This is a genomic window from Microbacterium sp. BH-3-3-3, assembly GCF_001792815.1.
In the GTDB taxonomy this organism is placed as follows: Bacteria; Actinomycetota; Actinomycetes; order Actinomycetales; family Microbacteriaceae; genus Microbacterium.
The window spans coordinates 827,136-842,853 of record NZ_CP017674.1; the positions used below are offsets into that span (position 1 = coordinate 827,136).

Sequence of the window (15,718 nt, forward strand, 5' to 3'; positions counted from 1 at the left end):
CGACGCACGGCGAGCAGGGTCGGGAGTGACGGCCCTGAGCCGTCGACGCCACGACGAGGAGGCACCCGTGAAGAAGTTCGTGAACGACCCGGCCGACGTTCTGGCCGAAGCTCTGCGAGGGATCCAGGCCGCGCACCCCGAGGTGCGGGTGGATGCCGAGAACCGGGTGATCCTGCGGGCGGAGCCCACGCGCGCGGGCAAGGTGGCGCTGGTGTCGGGCGGAGGGTCCGGTCACGAGCCGATGCACGGCGGGTTCGTCGGGCGGGGCATGCTCGACGCCGCCGCCGCGGGCGAGGTCTTCACCTCCCCCACCCCCGACCAGGTCCTCGCCGCCACGCAGGCGGTCGATGCGGGCGCCGGCGTGCTGCACATCGTGAAGAACTACACCGGCGACGTGCTGAACTTCGAGATGGCGGCCGAGCTCGCCGCCGCCGAGGGCGTCGAGGTCGAGTCGGTTCTCGTCTCCGACGACGTGGCCGTGCAGGATTCGACCTGGACCGCCGGACGCCGCGGAACCGGCACCACCGTCATCCTCGAGAAGATCGTCGGGGCACGGGCCGAAGAAGGCGCCGACCTCGCCGCCGTGGCCGACCTCGCCCGACGTGTCGCCGCCGCCGGGCGTTCGATGGGCGTCGCGCTCACGAGTTGCACCGTGCCCGCCGCCGGGCGCCCCACGTTCGAGCTGCCCGACGACGAGATGGAGGTCGGAGTCGGCATCCACGGCGAACCGGGCCGCTCGCGCGTGAAGCTGGCATCCGCGCACGAGATCGCCGCCCTCCTGGTCGACCCGATCGTCCACGACTTCGGCGAGCCGGTGGGACCCGCGATCGTGCTGCTGTCGGGTCTGGGCGCGACGCCCCTCATCGAGCAGTACCTGCTCTACGGCGAGATCGCTCCGCTGCTGGCCGCGGCCGGCGTCGAGGTGCAGCGGGTCCTGATCGGCGACTACATCACGAGTCTCGACATGGCCGGCGCCTCGCTCACCGTCGTGAAGGCCGACGACGAGATGCTGCGCCTCTGGGATGCGCCGGTCGTGACCCCGGGCCTGCGGTGGGGCGCATGAGCGGCACCGTCGCACTCGACGACCTCGTGTCGTGGATCCGAGCGTTCCGCGACACCGTCCAGCAGCACAAAGACGAGCTGACGCAGCTCGACTCCGCCATCGGCGACGCCGATCACGGCTCGAACATGGCGCGCGGTCTCGATGCCGTCGTCGCGCGGCTCGACCCCCGTCCCGCCAGCCCGACCGACCTGTTCAAGACCGTCGGAATGACGCTCGTCTCGTCGGTCGGCGGCGCGAGCGGTCCGCTGTACGGCACCCTCTTCCTGCGCATGGGGCCCGCGCTGAGCGAGGGAGAGGTGGATGCCACCACCCTCGGCGCCGCCCTGCGCGCCGGCGTCGAGGGGGTCGTCGCCCGGGGCAAGGCCGAGCTCGGCGACAAGACGATGATCGACGCGCTCTGGCCCGCCGTGGACGCCTGGGACACCGCCGCGGCCGCCGGGGCGACACCCGCCGCCGCCGCGCGGGCCGCGGCCGAGGCGGCGGCCCGCGGTCGCGACGCGACCGAGCCGCTCGTGGCCCGCAAGGGCCGCGCGAGCTACCTCGGCGAGCGCAGCGCCGGCCACCTCGACCCCGGGGCGACCTCGGCGACGATGCTGCTCGAGGCCCTGCGCGACACGTTGGCGGCGGCCGAGTGATCGGGATCGTCGCGGTCTCGCACAGCCGCGCGCTGGCCGATGCCGCCGTGCACCTGGCCCTGCAGATGGGCGGCGAGCAGCCGCCCGGGGTGCGCGTGGCCGCGGGCGGTCCCGACGGCGATCTGGGCACGGATGCCGTCGCCATCGCCGCCGCGATCGACGACGCCGACTCCGGCGACGGGGTGCTCGTGCTGATGGACCTCGGTTCCGCGATCCTCAGCGCCGAGACCGCCCTCGAGTTCGTCGCCGTGCCCGATCGGGTGAGGCTGAGCTCCGCGCCGTTCGTCGAGGGGCTCGTGGCCGCGGTGGTCACCGCGGCCGGCGGCGCCGATCTCGACGCCGTGGCCGCCGAGGTGCGGGGCGCGGGCGCAGCGAAACAGCGTCAGCTCGGCGAGGGCGAGGCCACGGCATCCGCGGATCGCGACGACGAACCGACGGCGCACGGCATCGACTCCCAGAGTTCTGCACCCTTAGGCGAGAAGGACGCGATCTCGTTCGAGACGGTGTTCGTCAACCCGTCGGGCCTGCACGCGCGCCCGGCGGCCACGTTCGTCAAGGCGGCGTCGCGGTACGACGCCGAGGTGCGTATCGCCGACCTCGACGCGGGCTCCGACGAAGTGTCGGCGCGGAGCCTCCTCGCCCTGATGGCGCTCGGCGTCCGGCAGGGTGCACGGGTGCGGGTGAGCGCGAGTGGCCCGCAGGCCCGTCAGGCCCTCGACGAGCTCCGCGCCCTGATCGACGAGGGCTTCGGCGAGCGCTGACCGAGGCGGGTCAGCGGGTCACGCTCAGCAGGCGGCGCGCCAGCGACTCCTCGACGACGAGCTCCGTGATCAGACCGGCGGCGAGGGCCCCGCGCAGGCCGTCGAGCTTCGAGAGGCTCGACACGACGCAGAAGCGGCGCGGAATGCGCCGGACCGTGTCGAGGTCGGGCCCGCTGGAGCGCGCGTTCAGTTCGGGGACGTCGCTCGAGCCGTCGGCGCGGTAGAACACCGTCGCGCAGTCCCCCACGATGCCCTCGCGTTCGATGACGGCGCGGTCGCGCTCGTCGAAGTAGTCGCCGCTGTAGACGTGCGAGGGCACGTCGGCGTGCGGCGAGCCGAGGCCAAAGACGAACAGGCCGACGCGCTGCTGGATCTCGAGCACGGAGCGCACCGAGCGCTCCCGCCACATCGCCTGCTTGGTGCGGGGGTCGTCGAACAGCGCGGGCACCGGGAATTGGTGCACCGACGACGACCAGGCGGTGCCGAACTTCGACAGGATCTCGCCGGCGTACGGGATGCCGGAGGTGCGCACGTTCGCGGCTCCGTTCATCTGCACGATGTGGGTGTCGTGCACGTCTTTCAGCGGCACGTGACGGGCGACGGCCGAGAGGGTCGACCCCCAGGCGACGCCGACGGTCATCGACGACTCCACCCGCTCGGCGAGGATGCGCGCCGCGGTCAGCGCCGTGCGCTCCAGACGCTCGGCCTCGGAGGTGCGGGCCGGGGTCGGCACGACGTGCGCGGTGATGCCGAATCGGTCGGCGATGCGCTGTGCCATCTGGCCCCGTGCGTCGTCGGGCGGGCTGATCGAGATCGTGACGAGGCCCACGTCGCGGGCGTGCTGGAGCAGGCGCGACACCGACGAGCGTGACACGCGCATCTCGTGCGCGATGGCGTCCATCGTCAGGTCCTGCATGTAGTACAGCTGCGCCGCGCGCAGTGCGTCACGGGACCGCTCTTCCGCCTGCGTCACCATGGTTGCGTTCCCATGAACACCATTGTGCACGTTTGTTCAAGGGGCTTGCAACAACGTGCAGACAGGCGCATTGTGACTGTCGTACCAACAACGAAAGGTCGCAGTCGACATGTCGTCCCCCGCAACACAGCTCCGCGCCGACGTCCAGGCGCTCCGCGACGCCGAGAACCTCGACGTCCTCATCATCGGCGGGGGCATCAACGGCCTCGCCACCCTCCGCGATCTCGCCCTGCAGGGCGTCAGCGTCGCCCTCGTCGAGCGCGGCGACTTCGTGTCGGGCGCCTCGTCGGCGTCGAGCCACATGGTGCACGGCGGTATCCGTTACCTCGAGAACGGCGAGTTCCGCCTCGTCAAAGAGGCCGTGACCGAGCGCAACGACCTGCTCAAGACCGCGCCCCACTACGTCAAGCCGCTCGAGACGACGATCCCGATCTACAAGACGTTCTCCGGCATCCTGTCGGCGCCCTTCCGCCTGCTCGTCACGCACGGCCGCGGAAAGCCCAACGAGCGTGGTGCGCTGCTGATCAAGGTCGGCCTCATCATGTACGACACCTTCTCGCGCGACGGCGGCTCCGTTCCCCGCCACAAGTTCCTCGGCAAGAAGAAGTCGCTGACCGAGCTCCCCCAGCTCAACCCCGACCTGGCTTACACGGCCACGTACTTCGATGCCTCGATGCACGACCCCGAGCGCATCGCGCTCGACGTGCTGCGCGATGGCATCGAAGCCGGCGCCGGTCGCACCCAGGCCGTCAACTACGTCTCGGCCGTCGGCGCCGACGCGAACGGCGTTCGCGTGCGCGACGAGGTCTCGGGCGAGGAGTTCTCGGTCAAGGCGAAGGTCGTGCTCAACACCGCCGGCCCCTGGACCGACCTCGCGAACTCCGCCATGGGGCTCACGACGCAGTTCATGGGCGGCACCAAGGGCTCGCACATCGTGCTCGACAACCCGGAGCTGTTCGCGGCGACCGGTGGGCGAGAGATCTTCTTCGAGCACTCCGACGGCCGCATCGTGCTCATCTACCCGCTCAAGGACCGCGTCCTCGTCGGCACGACCGACATCGACGCCGACCCGTCGAAGCCGGTCGTGTGCACCGACGACGAGATCGAGTACTTCTTCGACCTGATCGGCCACGTGTTCCCCCGCGTCGCCGTCGACCGCTCGCAGATCGTGTACACCTTCTCGGGTATCCGTCCGCTCCCCCGCCACGACGACACCGCGCCCGGCTTCGTGTCGCGCGACTACCGCATCGTCGAGGACGAGGTCGCCGGTGTCCCCTCGATGAGCCTCGTCGGCGGCAAGTGGACCACGTTCCGCGCGCTGGCCGAGCACTTGAGCATGAAAACGCTGCAGAAGCTGCGTCGTCCGCACCGCATCAGCACGCAGGGCCTGCCCATCGGCGGCGGCGCGGGCTTCCCCTCGACCCCCGAGCAGCGGCGCCGCTGGATCGCCACGCGCACGAATGCGCACTCGGCCGAGCTCGTGGATGCCATGCTCGAGCGGTACGGCACGCGCGCCGACGCGATCCTCGCGGTTCTCCCCGCCGAGCCCACCGCCCTGGCAGACGCGGCCGGTTACTACCGCGAAGAGCTGGTCTGGATCGCCCAGAACGAGCAGGTCGTGCACCTGATCGACGTGCTGCTGCGCCGCACCCACCTCGCCTTCGTGGGCGGGATGACCGAGCGCACGCTGCGAGAGGTCGCCGAGACGATTGCGGAGCCCCTCGGTTGGGACTCCGACCGTGTCGACGAAGAAGTGAACCGTACGACCGAGATCCTGCGCTCCGCCCACCGCGTCGATCTGGCATCGGCCGGCGTCGCGCGAATCTGAGAGAACGTGCGGGCGCGCCGCCTGTTGCGCGCCCGCACGCTCGCCGTAGGTTCGGAGCACCGAGCCGCATAACACCACCCGTGCCGAAGTTGTCCGGGTGACAGAAGAAAGGTCGATGACGACATGCAAGAAGTCAACTTGGGGCTGTACTTCCTCTCGGAGGTGGTCGGCACCGCGATGCTCATCCTGCTGGGCTGTGGCGTGGTCGCCAACGTGGCCCTGGCCAAGACCAAGGGCAACGCCGGCGGCACCCTGATGGTCAACTGGGGATGGGGCCTGGCGGTCTTCGCCGGTGTCATCGTCTCGGCGTACTCCGGTGCGCAGCTGAACCCGGCTGTCTCGATCGGCCTCCTCGTGGCCGGCAAGATCGCCTTCGTCCAGTTCCTCGTGGCCGTGGCCGCGCAGCTGGTCGGTGCCATCATCGGCGCCGTACTCGCGTGGGCGTCCTACAAGCAGCACTTCGACGACGAGCCCGACCCGGCCGCCAAGCTGGGCGTGTTCTCGACCGGCCCCGCGATCCGTTCGTACGGCTTCAACTTCCTCACCGAGGTCATCGCCACCTTCGTCCTGGTCTTCGTGATCTTCGGCTTCGGTGACTACGGCGTGGCCGACATCGGCGTCCCGGGTGGAATCGGCGGTCTCGCGGCCGTCCCCGTCGCGCTGCTCGTGGTCGGCATCGGCGCCTCGCTCGGTGGCCCCACCGGTTACGCCATCAACCCGGCCCGTGACCTCGGCCCCCGCATCGCGCACGCGATCCTCCCCATCAAGGGCAAGGGTTCCAGCGACTGGGGCTACGCCTGGGTGCCGGTCGCCGGTCCCCTCGTCGGTGGTCTGCTGGCGGGCCTGCTGGCCCCCGTGCTGCTCAGCCTCAGCAGCTGACATTCCCGCGGGGGCGACGCGCCCCTCGACTGCGCGTCGCCCCCGCACCCGTCTTCACCCCTTCCTCACACTGAACTAGACAAAGGAGTCCTTCCATGGCCGACTACGTCCTCGCCATCGACCAGGGCACGACCTCGACGCGCGCGATGATCTTCGACAAGTCCGGGAGCGTCGTCTCCGTCGGGCAGAAGGAGCACGAGCAGATCTTCCCCCGCGCGGGGTGGGTCGAGCACGACCCCCTCGAGATCTGGCGCAACACCCAGGAGGTGATCGGCCTGGCCCTCAGCCGCGCCGACATCACCCGCCACGACATCGCCGCCGTCGGCATCACCAACCAGCGCGAGACCGCGGTGGTCTGGGACAAGAACACCGGCAAGCCCGTCTACAACGCCATCGTGTGGCAGGACACCCGCACGCAGTCGATCGTCGACCGTCTCGCCGACGGCGACCCGGAGCGCTACAAGAGCATCGTCGGCCTGCCGCTCGCGACCTACTTCTCGGGAACGAAGATCGTCTGGATCCTCGAGAACGTCGACGGCGCCCGCGAGAAGGCCGAAGCCGGCGACCTCGTGTTCGGCACCACCGACACCTGGGTGCTGTGGAACCTCACCGGCGGTATCGACGGCGGCGTCCACGCCACCGACGTGACCAACGCCAGCCGCACCCTGTTCATGGACCTCGAGACCCTCGAGTGGCGCGACGACATCCTCGCCGACTTCGGCGTGCCGCGCTCGATGATGCCCGAGATCCGCTCCTCGTCCGAGGTGTACGGCGCCGTCGAATCCTCGTCGCTGCTGCGCGAGACCCCGATCGCCGGCATCCTGGGCGACCAGCAGGCCGCGACCTTCGGCCAGGCCGCCTTCGACCCGGGTGAGAGCAAGAACACCTACGGCACCGGTAACTTCCTCATCTTCCAGACGGGTGAAGAGATCGTCCGCTCGAAGAACGGACTGCTGACCACCCTCGGATACAAGCTCGGCGACCAGCCCGCGCACTACGCGCTCGAGGGATCGATCGCCGTCACCGGCTCGCTCATCCAGTGGCTGCGCGATCAGCTCGGCATCATCTCCTCGGCCCCCGAGGTGGAGGCCCTGGCCCGCACCGTCGACGACAACGGTGGGGTGTACTTCGTCCCGGCGTTCTCGGGTCTGTTCGCGCCGTACTGGCGCCCGGATGCCCGCGGTGCGATCGTCGGCATGACCCGCTTCGTCAACAAGGGCCACATCGCCCGCGCGGCCCTCGAGGCCACGGCCTTCCAGACCCGCGAGGTGCTCGAGGCCGTCAACGCCGACTCCGGCGTCGACCTGACCGAGCTCAAGGTCGACGGCGGCATGACCGCCAACGACGAGCTCATGCAGTTCCAGGCCGACATCCTCGGCGTACCGGTCGTGCGTCCCGTCGTCGCCGAGACGACGGCCCTCGGTGCCGCCTACGCCGCGGGCCTCGCCGTCGGCTTCTGGAACAACCTCGACGACCTCCGCGCCAACTGGCAGGAAGACAAGCGCTGGGAGCCCGACATGGACTCCGACGAGCGCGACCGCGAGCTGCGCCTGTGGAAGAAGGCCGTCACCAAGTCGATGGACTGGGTCGACGACGACGTGCGCTGAGTACCCTCTTCACGAAACGGACCCCGTCGGCCTCGCGCCGGCGGGGTCCTTTCCGTTGTGCGACCGAGCGACCCCGACGTCGCCGGCGGTGCCCACCGTGTCGGGGCTCCCGGCGGCTGCACGCACGACTCCTGCACACCCCGCGCTCGGAGCGCGAAGGGCCCCTCGCGAGGTCACGATGCCGGAGCCGTGCTCGCCGCGGCGCCCGCGACCACGCCGGGTCTCCGGCATCCGGATGCCGGAGACTCAGCGTTCGGGCTTGGGATACGCCGCCCGCATGACATCGGACTGCAGGTAGTCCGACACCCCGATCAGCAGCACCGCGAAGAGGATCTGCTCGGTGACGACCCAGAACGGGTACAACCCGGGGATGGCCGCGAGCACCAGGGCGACGATGGGGAAGATCCGACTGAACAGCTGCAGGCGGCGGAACGCCCAGTACCACCCGGCCCGGGCGCGCCACAGGAAGTAGAACAGCGTCGTGGTGATGGCGAGCACGACGAGGCAGCGCATCCACACCGCGAAGCCGACGTCGGCCCCGTTGAGCGTCATGACCAGCGCGACGACGACCGTGGCGATCCCCAGCACGAAGCCGATCGCCAGCAGGACGGTGACCGAGCGGAACGCCCGGACCACGCGGGGGTCGTCGGAGACGGCGACGCGATGATCGGCGTGGCGTCCGCCGGCGATCCGGTCGAGGCGGCGGAGGGCCGGTTCGAACTGCATGCGCTCACTGTACGACGCCGCCGCGCGCCGTCGCAGCGGACGGCTCAGCCGACGGTGATCTCGGGTTCGTGACGCACGGGGAAGTTCACCGAGTTCGCGATGAAGCACCACTCGCGCGCCTGCCGGTGTGCGGCGCGGGCGGCCTCGACCATCGACTCCTCCGCGACCTGCACGCGAGGACGAAGGACCACCTCGGTGAATGCCCCGCCGCTCTTGCCGTCTTCCTGCATGGTGCCCGACGCGTCGTCGACGTACGCGGTCACGACGACACCGGTGGTGACGCACGCGTGCAGGTACGACAGCAGGTGGCATTCGCTCAGCGCCGCGAGGAGCAGCTCTTCGGGGTTCCACTTCTCGGGGTCGCCGCGGAAGGGCGTGTCGGCGGATGCCGCGACCTCGGGCTTGCCATCGACGTGGAGCGTGACGGAGCGGTCGTAGTCGCGGTAGCCGCTCGTCCCGCTCCCCCGGTCGCCGGTCCAGGTCGAGCGCAGGCGGTAGTGGTGTTCTCCGTTCATGCTCTCCAGTCTGCCGCCCCCGCCGACCCTCGGGCGTGAGCTGCCAGGATGTGTCGCTTCGGCCGCGGCCGAAGCGACGAATACCGGCACCTCACGCGGGTGGCAGGCCCGGGATACGAGGGGGCCGCGGGGATACGATGGAGGGATGCCCGCCACGCCCCCCGCCTCCGTCGAGCTCGCCGTCATCGAACGCAGCGGATTCGTCGAGTCCCGCCACTACGGCGTCGCCGTCGTGCTCGCCCCCGACGGTTCCGAGAAGCTGACTCTGGGCGAGGCGTCCGCGTCGTTCCTCCCGCGTTCGAGCATGAAGCCGCTGCAGGCGCTGGCCTGCCTGTCTGCGGGCGCCGACCTGTCCGGTGAGCGTCTGGCGATCGCGATGGCCAGCCACTGCGGCACCGAGCGTCACGTCGAGGTGGCCCGTGGCATCCTGCAGTCGGCTGGACTGACCGAAGACGACCTGGGCTGCCCCGCCGCGTGGCCGAGCGACACCGCCGCGCGCGACGAGCTCGTCCGCGATCACGGCGCCCCCTCGCCGCTGCGGATGAACTGCTCCGGCAAGCACGCGGCCATGCTGCTCACGTGCGTGGCGAACGGCTGGCCCACCGCCGACTACCTCGACGAACAGCACCCCCTGCAGGTGCACATCCGCGAGGTGCTGGAGCGACTGGTCGGCGAGCGCATGACCACGACCGCGATCGACGGCTGCGGCGCCCCGGTCTACGCCATGAGCCTCATCGGCCTCGCGCGCGCGATCCAGCGCATCGCGACCTCGTCGGAGCGCTCCCCCTTCGCCCTGCACCGCAGCGCCGGCACCCTCGTGCGTGCCGTGCGGGAGCACCCGTGGACGATCGACGGCCCCGGTCGCCCCGACACCGTGGTGATCGAACGTCTCGGCGTCTTCTCGAAGATGGGCGCCGAGGGCGTGCAGGTCATGACGGCCCCCGACGGCACCACCGTGGCGTTGAAGATGCTCGACGGTTCCAACCGCGCCGGCCACGCCGTCGCGCTGCGCCTGCTCGAGCGCGCCGGAGCCCTGTCCCCCGAGGCCGTCGCCGACACGCTCGCCTTGCTGCCCCTGAGCATCTCGGGCGGTGGCCGCGAGGTCGGCGCCATCCGCTCCGCGGTCTGACCCGCCCCGCAGCGAGGTCGATCCGTCGCGAGACCAGACGCGCAACGTGTGCTCTCGTGGGTGCGCGCGCCCGGCCGGGCACCACGCCGCGTCTCCCCGACGCGCGGCCCGGCCGAGCGGAGCGTGCCCTCAGATGCCGCCGTCGACCGAACGCGGGTACGCGATCGGCTCGTCGGGCACGAGCACCTCGGTCTCGCGGTTGAGACTCTCGCCGCGGAAGAACGGCTTCGACGCGGGGACGAGGAACCACGCGACCATCAGCACGACGCCGATCGCCAGCGCGCCGATGCCGACGACGAAGGTGCCGCCGATGCCGAACAGCACGGTGTTGCCGTACTCCGGGTCCCACATGTCGATCGCCGACTGCACGAAGGCGTAGGTCAGCATGAGCGCGCCCAGCAGGGGCAGGATGCCGCGGTACACGAGGTTCTTGCCCGAGCGGAACAGCTCGCGCCGGTAGTACCAGACGCAGGCGTAGCCGGTCATGGCGTAGTAGAACGCGATCGCCAGCCCGAGCGACAGGATCGAATCCTGCAGGATGTTGTCGCTGATGAGCGTCATTCCGACGTAGTAGACGCTCGCGACGATACCCATCACCAGCGTCGAGAACGACGGCGTGTGGAAGCGCGGGTGCACGGTGCGGAACCGCTCGGGCAGCGCCTTGTACGCCGCCATCGCGAGCGTGCCGCGCGCCGTGGGCAGAATCGTCGTCTGCGTCGACGAGACCGCCGAGATCAGCACGGCCACGATCAGCACCCAGGCGAAGGGCCCGAAGAGGTCGTCCTTCAGCGCGAGGAACACGTCGTCGGCGTTCTCGGCGTTGGCGAGCCCCGCGCCGTCTTCGCCGACCCCGGCGTACATCATGGCGGCCACCGTGACGGTGACGTAGGTGGCGAGCAGGATGACCGTGGTCAGCAGGGCGGCGCGGCCCGGGATGCGCTTCGGGTCCTTGGTCTCTTCGTTCAGGGCGAGGCAGGTGTCCCAGCCCCAGTAGATGAACAGCGCCAGCAGCACGGCCTCGGTGAAGCCGCTCCAGTCGGTGAACCCCAGCGGGTTGAACCACGCCAGGTCGAACGGTGTCGGGTTGGGTGCGGTGCCGTCGAAGAACTTCCACAGGGCCACGACGACGAACAGCACCAGCACGAGGTACTGCACCGCGAGCAGGATGTTCTGGATCCGCTCGCCGATCTCGACCCCGCGGTAGCTGATGTAGGTCATCGCGGCGATGAACGCCACGCCCGTCGCCGTCACCAGGGGCACGTTCTCGGCGAGTGATCCGTCGCCGATGAGCGACCACAGGTAGATGCCGGCGATCTGCGAGAGGTTCGCCAGCACGACCATGCCCGCCACAGCGACACCCCAGCCGCCCATCCACCCGATCCAGGGGCCGAAGGCCTTGGTGCCCCACGTGAAGGTGGTGCCGCAGTCGGGCATCTCGTTGTTCAGCTCGCGGTAGGCGAAGGCGATGAACAGCATCGGGATGAACGCGAGCACGAAGGCGATCGGCGCCGAGGCACCGACGGCGAGCACGACGAAACCGAGGGTGGCGACGAGGGAGTAGACGGGAGCAGTGGAGGCCAGTCCGATCACGGTCGAACCCCAGAGTCCGAGCGTCCCGCTGGCCAATCCCTTGCCCGACGTCCGTTCGGGAGCGGAGGTCATATGCCGAACGTAGAATCCGCGGGTCACCGCGGTCAAGAGGAGATTCTCAGGCGGACCGGCGGGCCACGTCGAGCACGACGATCGTGATGTTGTCGCGACCGCCGTTTTCGAGTGCCGCCGCCATCATGGCTTCGACCGCTGCGGCCGGATCGGCGTTGGCCTCGAGGAAGTGCCGGATGCCGAAATCGGTCAGCTCTTTCGTGAGCCCGTCGGAGCAGATGACGAAACGGTCACCGTCGAGGACGTCGAGGCGCAGGTAGTCGGGCTTGACGGTTTCGCTCGGGCCGACGGCGCGCGTGATCACGTTGCCGTAGGGGTGGTTCTCGGCCTCTTCGGGGCTGAGACGTCCTGCCGCGATGAGTTCCTGCACCACGGAATGGTCGGTGGTGACCTGCACGATCTCGTCGTCGCGCAGCAGGTAGACGCGTGAATCGCCGATGTTCAGGGTGACCCAGTGCGGCTCGTCGGTGTGCGTCTCGAGATACAGACCGGTGAGCGTCGTGCCGGTGCCCTCGTCGGTGGTCTCGGGGTGGGCGATGATGTCCTTCACCGCGCGCGACAGAGCCTTCTCGATGCTCTTCGACGAGACGGATCCGGTGGCGACGACGGCGCTCAGCCGGTCGACGGTGCTCGCACTGGCGATCTCACCGCCCAGGTGCCCGCCCATGCCGTCGGCGACGACGAACAGCGGATACTCGGCGAGCACGGCGTCTTGATTGACCTCGCGGCGGCGGCCCGTGTCGGTGCTCGCCGCCCATGACAGCTCGACGTCGCCCGCGCCGAGGGGAACGGTACGCGTGTGGGTGGTCACCTCGGGCACGAAAGATCCTCCGGTTGGCCGACAGCTGCGCCGGCGGAAACGCACGGCTCTGTCATCTTAGTGGACACCCCGGCATCGCCCGGGGACGCGCCGCGCCCCATCATCCCGCCGCGGGATCGGCGGGGAGGGCGAAGATGCCGTCGATCTCGTCGAGGTCGGCGGCGGCGGGGGTCCAGGCCGTGGCGGCCGCGGCGTTGGCTCGCACCTGGTCGGCGCTGGTCGCCCCGGCGATGACGCTCGCCACGTGGGGGTTTGCGAGGAACCAGGCGAACGTCGCCTCGAGCATGCTGATGCCGCGCGCGTCGCAGAAGGCCTGGTAGCGCTCGAGGGCGTCCCACGGCGCGTCGCGCCACAGGTGGGGACGCTGACGCATGATGCGGCTCCCCTCGGGACCGCCCTCGCGCGTGAACTTGCCGGTGAGCAGTCCGTTGTGCAGCGGGAAGAAGGGCAGCAGCCCGAGCCCGAAGCGCTCGGCCGCGGGGAGCACCTCGCGCTCGGCCGCGCGCGCCAGCAGGCTGTACTGGTTCTGGGTCGAGACGAACCGCACTCCGGATGCCGCGTACTCGGCCTCGGCGATCTGCCACCCCGCGAAGTTGGAGTGGCCGATGTATCGCACCTTGCCCTCGCGGACGAGGTCGGCCAGGGCGTCGAGCGTTTCGTCGATCGGCGTGGAGTCGTCGGGGGTGTGCAGCTGGTACAGGTCGATCCAGTCGGTGCGCAGGCGCCGCAGCGAGCCCTCGACGGCACGACGGATGTGAGCGCGAGAACCCTTGGAGCCGCCGGGGAGTGCGGGCGCCAGGTGCGAGTGGCCGAACTTCGTCGCGAGCACCACCTCGTCGCGGCGCCCCTCGAGCGCCTCGCCCATGAGGGTCTCGGACAACCCGAACTCGCGACCGTAGACGTCGGCGGTGTCGAGGAACGTGACCCCCGCGTCGATCGCGGCGTCCAGCACGGCGCGCGTGCCGTCGAGGGTCTCGGTGGCGGTGCCGGCTCGGCCGAAGTTGTTGCAGCCGAGCCCGACGGCCGAGACACGCAGACCGGAGCGACCGACGGAGCGAAGGGGAAGCGCGGGGGATGTCATCCCTCCACGCTATCCCCGACCGACGACACCGGGACCCGAACCCTGCGTGCTCCGGCCGGGTGAAGGCTCTCGGCATCCCGGCGCACCGCGAAAGAGCAAAGCGAAGGGCCCCCCGCCGAAGCGGAGGGCCCTGTGCGGCATCAGACCTGCGGCATCAGACCTGCGGGCCGGCCGGCGGAGCCGAGGGCGGCGGCGTCGGGCCTGCCGCGGGCGGGGTCTGCGGGGGCGTGTAGCCCTGCGCCGGAGGAGCGGTGGGCGGCACGTGGCCCGGCCCCGCGGCGGGCGAGCCGTAACCGGCACCGCCGGCGCCACCCGAGACGTTCTGGTAGGGCTGAACGGGGATGCCGTTCCAGACGGTCTTGTCTGCCAGGAAGGTCTTCGCCCACGGCGAGGGACCGACCTCGGGGTTCCAGCGGTTGCTGCTGAAGGCGACGATCGCCAGCCAGATCAAGCCACCGATGCCCGGGATGAGCCAGAGGAACAGCAGGGGCCAGTCCTTGCCCAGCTTGAGCCCGATGCGGTACGAGTACATGAGACCCGCGGCGAGGGGCACGAGCGACAGGATCCAGCCGATCACCGGGATGTTCGAGAGGACGCTGGAGGCGACGACAGCGATGAGGAAGACCCACGGCGAGAGATCGCCGAGCTTCGCGGCGACCAGGGTGTTGTAGATCGGCACCCACGCGCGCCACTTGCCCTGCACACCCGCCTTCTCGAAGATCTTCATGTAGAGGAACGACGAGACGACGTAGGCGATGGCCACGAAGAAGAGCAGGATGGGGATCAGAATGGCCAGGAACGCCAGCGCTGCGAAGCCGCCGTCGTCGGAGTAGTAGTAGGAGTCATCCATTGCGGATTCCTTTCCAGGCGAATGCGCGGCGGAGCGTCCGTGCGCCCCGTGCGAGTCACATGCTAGCGAAGCTGAGACTTTCCTGACAGGGCCACGCCGGGCTCAGACGACAAGCTCCATCTCACCCGCCGGCATTTCGCGAACGATCCACCCCGCGCCGCCCGCCCACGCAAGGAAGTCGGCGCGCGTCGCGATGTCGGCGCCCGACAGGGCCAGCGCGCGAACGAGATCCCCCTTGGCGTGTTTGTTGAAGTGGTTCAGCGCGCGCACCGCGCCCCCCTCGCCCTCGGTCACCACGCGCACGTACGCCGCGTCGACCCCCGTCGGCACCGGTCCGAGCGCCACGTACGCCTCCGACCGCAGGTCGAGCACGAACGACGCGCCCCGCACCGACAACGCCGTCGTCACCGCCTCGGCCCAGACGCGGCGCAGGGCCGGCAGCCCCGGCACCGAGGTCCCCGCGGCCAACCGGTACGCCGGAATGCCGTCGAGGGCGCCGACCGGTCCGAAGGGTGCCGAGTGCACCAGCACGTGCGCACCGAGCCAGGATCGTTGCTCGGCGTTCAGGGTCCCGGCATCCAGCGCGTCGAAGAGCACGCCCGTATACCGGTCGATCGCCGGCAGGGTCGGCGCCGAGCGCAGGGCCGCGTTGTCGGCGACCTCGTGCCGACGCTTCGCGCTGAGCTTGAGCACGCGGGCGGCCTCGTCCTCGTCGGACGACAGAGCGACCAGCGCCTCGATCACGGCCGCACGGTGCGGTCGCAGCGACGGCAGAGCCAGAGCCCCGAGGTCGAGCGGGGTTCCGTCACCGCCCGGGCGCTTGGTTTCCGACGGGGGAAGCAGGACCAGCATGAACACCCTTGCGCAGGAAAGACGCGCGCCGCCCGGCGAACCGGGCGACGCGCGTCGTGATCGAAGAAGTCGTCAGGAGACGAGGGCGGCGTTCCCGGCGACGATGGTGAGTTCGTCGTCGGCCATCGACAAGAAGCCGTCCTTGGCGTTGGCCAGGATCTTCGTGCCGTCGGTCCGCGTGATGCGCACCTCACCCTGAGCGAGGATCGCGAGCACCGGCTCGTGACCCTGCATGAAGCCGATCTCGCCCTCGACGGTCTTGGCCACGACGAGAGAGGCTTCTCCCGTCCACACCTCGGCGTCGGCCGAGACCAGGCTCACACGCAACGACATG

At 70.1% G+C, this 15,718-nt stretch carries 16 protein-coding genes; 7 read left to right on the top strand and 9 right to left on the bottom strand.

The genetic code is table 11. The annotated features are described in order from the left end of the window. Positions 1 to 67 precede the first annotated feature (67 nt). Genes dhaK through dhaM form a run of 3 tightly spaced genes read left to right on the top strand, consistent with a single transcriptional unit; the run spans position 68 to position 2,459 of the window. Positions 68 to 1,063, top strand: coding sequence for a dihydroxyacetone kinase subunit DhaK (gene dhaK / locus BJP65_RS03895; RefSeq protein ID WP_070408277.1), 996 nt, complete (start codon positions 68 to 70; stop codon positions 1,061 to 1,063). Continuing rightward, a complete protein-coding gene (gene dhaL, locus BJP65_RS03900) occupies positions 1,060 to 1,698 on the top strand; it encodes a dihydroxyacetone kinase subunit DhaL (RefSeq protein ID WP_070409832.1) in 639 nt (212 codons plus the stop codon). Before dhaK ends, dhaL begins: the two co-directional genes overlap by 4 nt. Beyond that, positions 1,695 to 2,459, top strand: coding sequence for a dihydroxyacetone kinase phosphoryl donor subunit DhaM (dhaM, locus tag BJP65_RS03905; protein ID WP_070408278.1), 765 nt, complete (start codon positions 1,695 to 1,697; stop codon positions 2,457 to 2,459). The genes dhaL and dhaM overlap by 4 nt, the downstream gene beginning before the upstream one ends. Before the next feature lie 10 nt (positions 2,460 to 2,469). On the opposite strand, the gene BJP65_RS03910 is transcribed toward dhaM, so the two are convergent. Further along, a complete protein-coding gene (locus tag BJP65_RS03910) occupies positions 2,470 to 3,435 on the bottom strand; it encodes a sugar-binding transcriptional regulator (RefSeq protein ID WP_055834901.1) in 966 nt (321 codons plus the stop codon). A gap of 109 nt (positions 3,436 to 3,544) precedes the next feature. Between BJP65_RS03910 and BJP65_RS03915 the strand changes: the two genes are divergently transcribed. From BJP65_RS03915 to glpK, 3 genes are all read left to right on the top strand, one after another. After that, entirely contained in the window at positions 3,545 to 5,263 is a 1,719-nt protein-coding gene (locus BJP65_RS03915; protein WP_070408279.1) for a glycerol-3-phosphate dehydrogenase/oxidase, read from the top strand. A 123-nt stretch (positions 5,264 to 5,386) separates the two neighbouring features. Next, a complete protein-coding gene (locus BJP65_RS03920; protein ID WP_070408280.1) occupies positions 5,387 to 6,142 on the top strand; it encodes an MIP/aquaporin family protein in 756 nt (251 codons plus the stop codon). Between the two features lie 95 nt (positions 6,143 to 6,237). After that, positions 6,238 to 7,749 carry a glycerol kinase GlpK gene (gene glpK / locus BJP65_RS03925; RefSeq protein ID WP_070408281.1) on the top strand — a complete coding sequence of 504 codons (1,512 nt, stop codon included), beginning with the start codon at positions 6,238 to 6,240 and terminating at the stop codon, positions 7,747 to 7,749. Between the two features lie 246 nt (positions 7,750 to 7,995). Here glpK and BJP65_RS03930 read toward each other — a convergent pair whose 3' ends face one another. Beyond that, the gene (locus BJP65_RS03930) at positions 7,996 to 8,475 is read right to left on the bottom strand and encodes a hypothetical protein (RefSeq protein WP_070408282.1); all 480 of its coding nucleotides are present in this window, start codon (positions 8,473 to 8,475) and stop codon (positions 7,996 to 7,998) included. A 44-nt stretch (positions 8,476 to 8,519) separates the two neighbouring features. Further along, positions 8,520 to 8,990 carry an OsmC family protein gene (locus BJP65_RS03935; protein ID WP_070408283.1) on the bottom strand — a complete coding sequence of 157 codons (471 nt, stop codon included), beginning with the start codon at positions 8,988 to 8,990 and terminating at the stop codon, positions 8,520 to 8,522. 145 nt (positions 8,991 to 9,135) lie between these two features. Here BJP65_RS03935 and BJP65_RS03940 point away from each other — a divergent pair, with 145 nt between their 5' ends. Then, positions 9,136 to 10,119: an asparaginase gene (locus BJP65_RS03940; RefSeq protein WP_055834882.1), complete on the top strand. Its 984-nt coding sequence runs from the start codon at positions 9,136 to 9,138 to the stop codon at positions 10,117 to 10,119. A 129-nt stretch (positions 10,120 to 10,248) separates the two neighbouring features. On the opposite strand, the gene BJP65_RS03945 is transcribed toward BJP65_RS03940, so the two are convergent. The 6 genes from BJP65_RS03945 to BJP65_RS03970 all read right to left on the bottom strand — a co-directional run bounded on the left by BJP65_RS03945 (position 10,249) and on the right by BJP65_RS03970 (position 15,717). Beyond that, positions 10,249 to 11,781 carry an APC family permease gene (locus BJP65_RS03945; RefSeq protein WP_070408284.1) on the bottom strand — a complete coding sequence of 511 codons (1,533 nt, stop codon included), beginning with the start codon at positions 11,779 to 11,781 and terminating at the stop codon, positions 10,249 to 10,251. 46 nt (positions 11,782 to 11,827) lie between these two features. Further along, the gene (locus BJP65_RS03950) at positions 11,828 to 12,601 is read right to left on the bottom strand and encodes a PP2C family serine/threonine-protein phosphatase (RefSeq protein ID WP_055834876.1); all 774 of its coding nucleotides are present in this window, start codon (positions 12,599 to 12,601) and stop codon (positions 11,828 to 11,830) included. Between the two features lie 100 nt (positions 12,602 to 12,701). Next, positions 12,702 to 13,682, bottom strand: coding sequence for an aldo/keto reductase (locus BJP65_RS03955; protein WP_070408285.1), 981 nt, complete (start codon positions 13,680 to 13,682; stop codon positions 12,702 to 12,704). 154 nt (positions 13,683 to 13,836) lie between these two features. Continuing rightward, positions 13,837 to 14,532 (bottom strand): hypothetical protein, encoded by a 696-nt coding sequence (locus BJP65_RS03960; protein WP_070408286.1) that lies wholly within the window; start codon positions 14,530 to 14,532, stop codon positions 13,837 to 13,839. 102 nt (positions 14,533 to 14,634) lie between these two features. After that, positions 14,635 to 15,384: a YaaA family protein gene (locus tag BJP65_RS03965; RefSeq protein WP_070409833.1), complete on the bottom strand. Its 750-nt coding sequence runs from the start codon at positions 15,382 to 15,384 to the stop codon at positions 14,635 to 14,637. Positions 15,385 to 15,456: 72 nt separating this feature from the next. Beyond that, a complete protein-coding gene (locus BJP65_RS03970) occupies positions 15,457 to 15,717 on the bottom strand; it encodes a F0F1 ATP synthase subunit epsilon (RefSeq protein ID WP_055834867.1) in 261 nt (86 codons plus the stop codon). Position 15,718 lies beyond the last annotated feature (1 nt).

What these genes read in the sequence shown, in the direction of transcription:
- dhaL (WP_070409832.1), top strand. Translation starts at nt 1,060, where the DNA reads ATGAGCGGCACCGTCGCACTCGACGACCTCGTGTCGTGGATCCGAGCG.
- BJP65_RS03910 (WP_055834901.1), bottom strand. Translation starts at nt 3,435, where the DNA reads ATGGTGACGCAGGCGGAAGAGCGGTCCCGTGACGCACTGCGCGCGGCG.
- BJP65_RS03915 (WP_070408279.1), top strand. Translation starts at nt 3,545, where the DNA reads ATGTCGTCCCCCGCAACACAGCTCCGCGCCGACGTCCAGGCGCTCCGC.
- BJP65_RS03920 (WP_070408280.1), top strand. Translation starts at nt 5,387, where the DNA reads ATGCAAGAAGTCAACTTGGGGCTGTACTTCCTCTCGGAGGTGGTCGGC.
- glpK (WP_070408281.1), top strand. Translation starts at nt 6,238, where the DNA reads ATGGCCGACTACGTCCTCGCCATCGACCAGGGCACGACCTCGACGCGC.
- BJP65_RS03930 (WP_070408282.1), bottom strand. Translation starts at nt 8,475, where the DNA reads ATGCAGTTCGAACCGGCCCTCCGCCGCCTCGACCGGATCGCCGGCGGA.
- BJP65_RS03935 (WP_070408283.1), bottom strand. Translation starts at nt 8,990, where the DNA reads ATGAACGGAGAACACCACTACCGCCTGCGCTCGACCTGGACCGGCGAC.
- BJP65_RS03940 (WP_055834882.1), top strand. Translation starts at nt 9,136, where the DNA reads ATGCCCGCCACGCCCCCCGCCTCCGTCGAGCTCGCCGTCATCGAACGC.
- BJP65_RS03945 (WP_070408284.1), bottom strand. Translation starts at nt 11,781, where the DNA reads ATGACCTCCGCTCCCGAACGGACGTCGGGCAAGGGATTGGCCAGCGGG.
- BJP65_RS03955 (WP_070408285.1), bottom strand. Translation starts at nt 13,682, where the DNA reads ATGACATCCCCCGCGCTTCCCCTTCGCTCCGTCGGTCGCTCCGGTCTG.
- BJP65_RS03960 (WP_070408286.1), bottom strand. Translation starts at nt 14,532, where the DNA reads ATGGATGACTCCTACTACTACTCCGACGACGGCGGCTTCGCAGCGCTG.
- BJP65_RS03965 (WP_070409833.1), bottom strand. Translation starts at nt 15,384, where the DNA reads ATGCTGGTCCTGCTTCCCCCGTCGGAAACCAAGCGCCCGGGCGGTGAC.
- BJP65_RS03970 (WP_055834867.1), bottom strand. Translation starts at nt 15,717, where the DNA reads ATGTCGTTGCGTGTGAGCCTGGTCTCGGCCGACGCCGAGGTGTGGACG.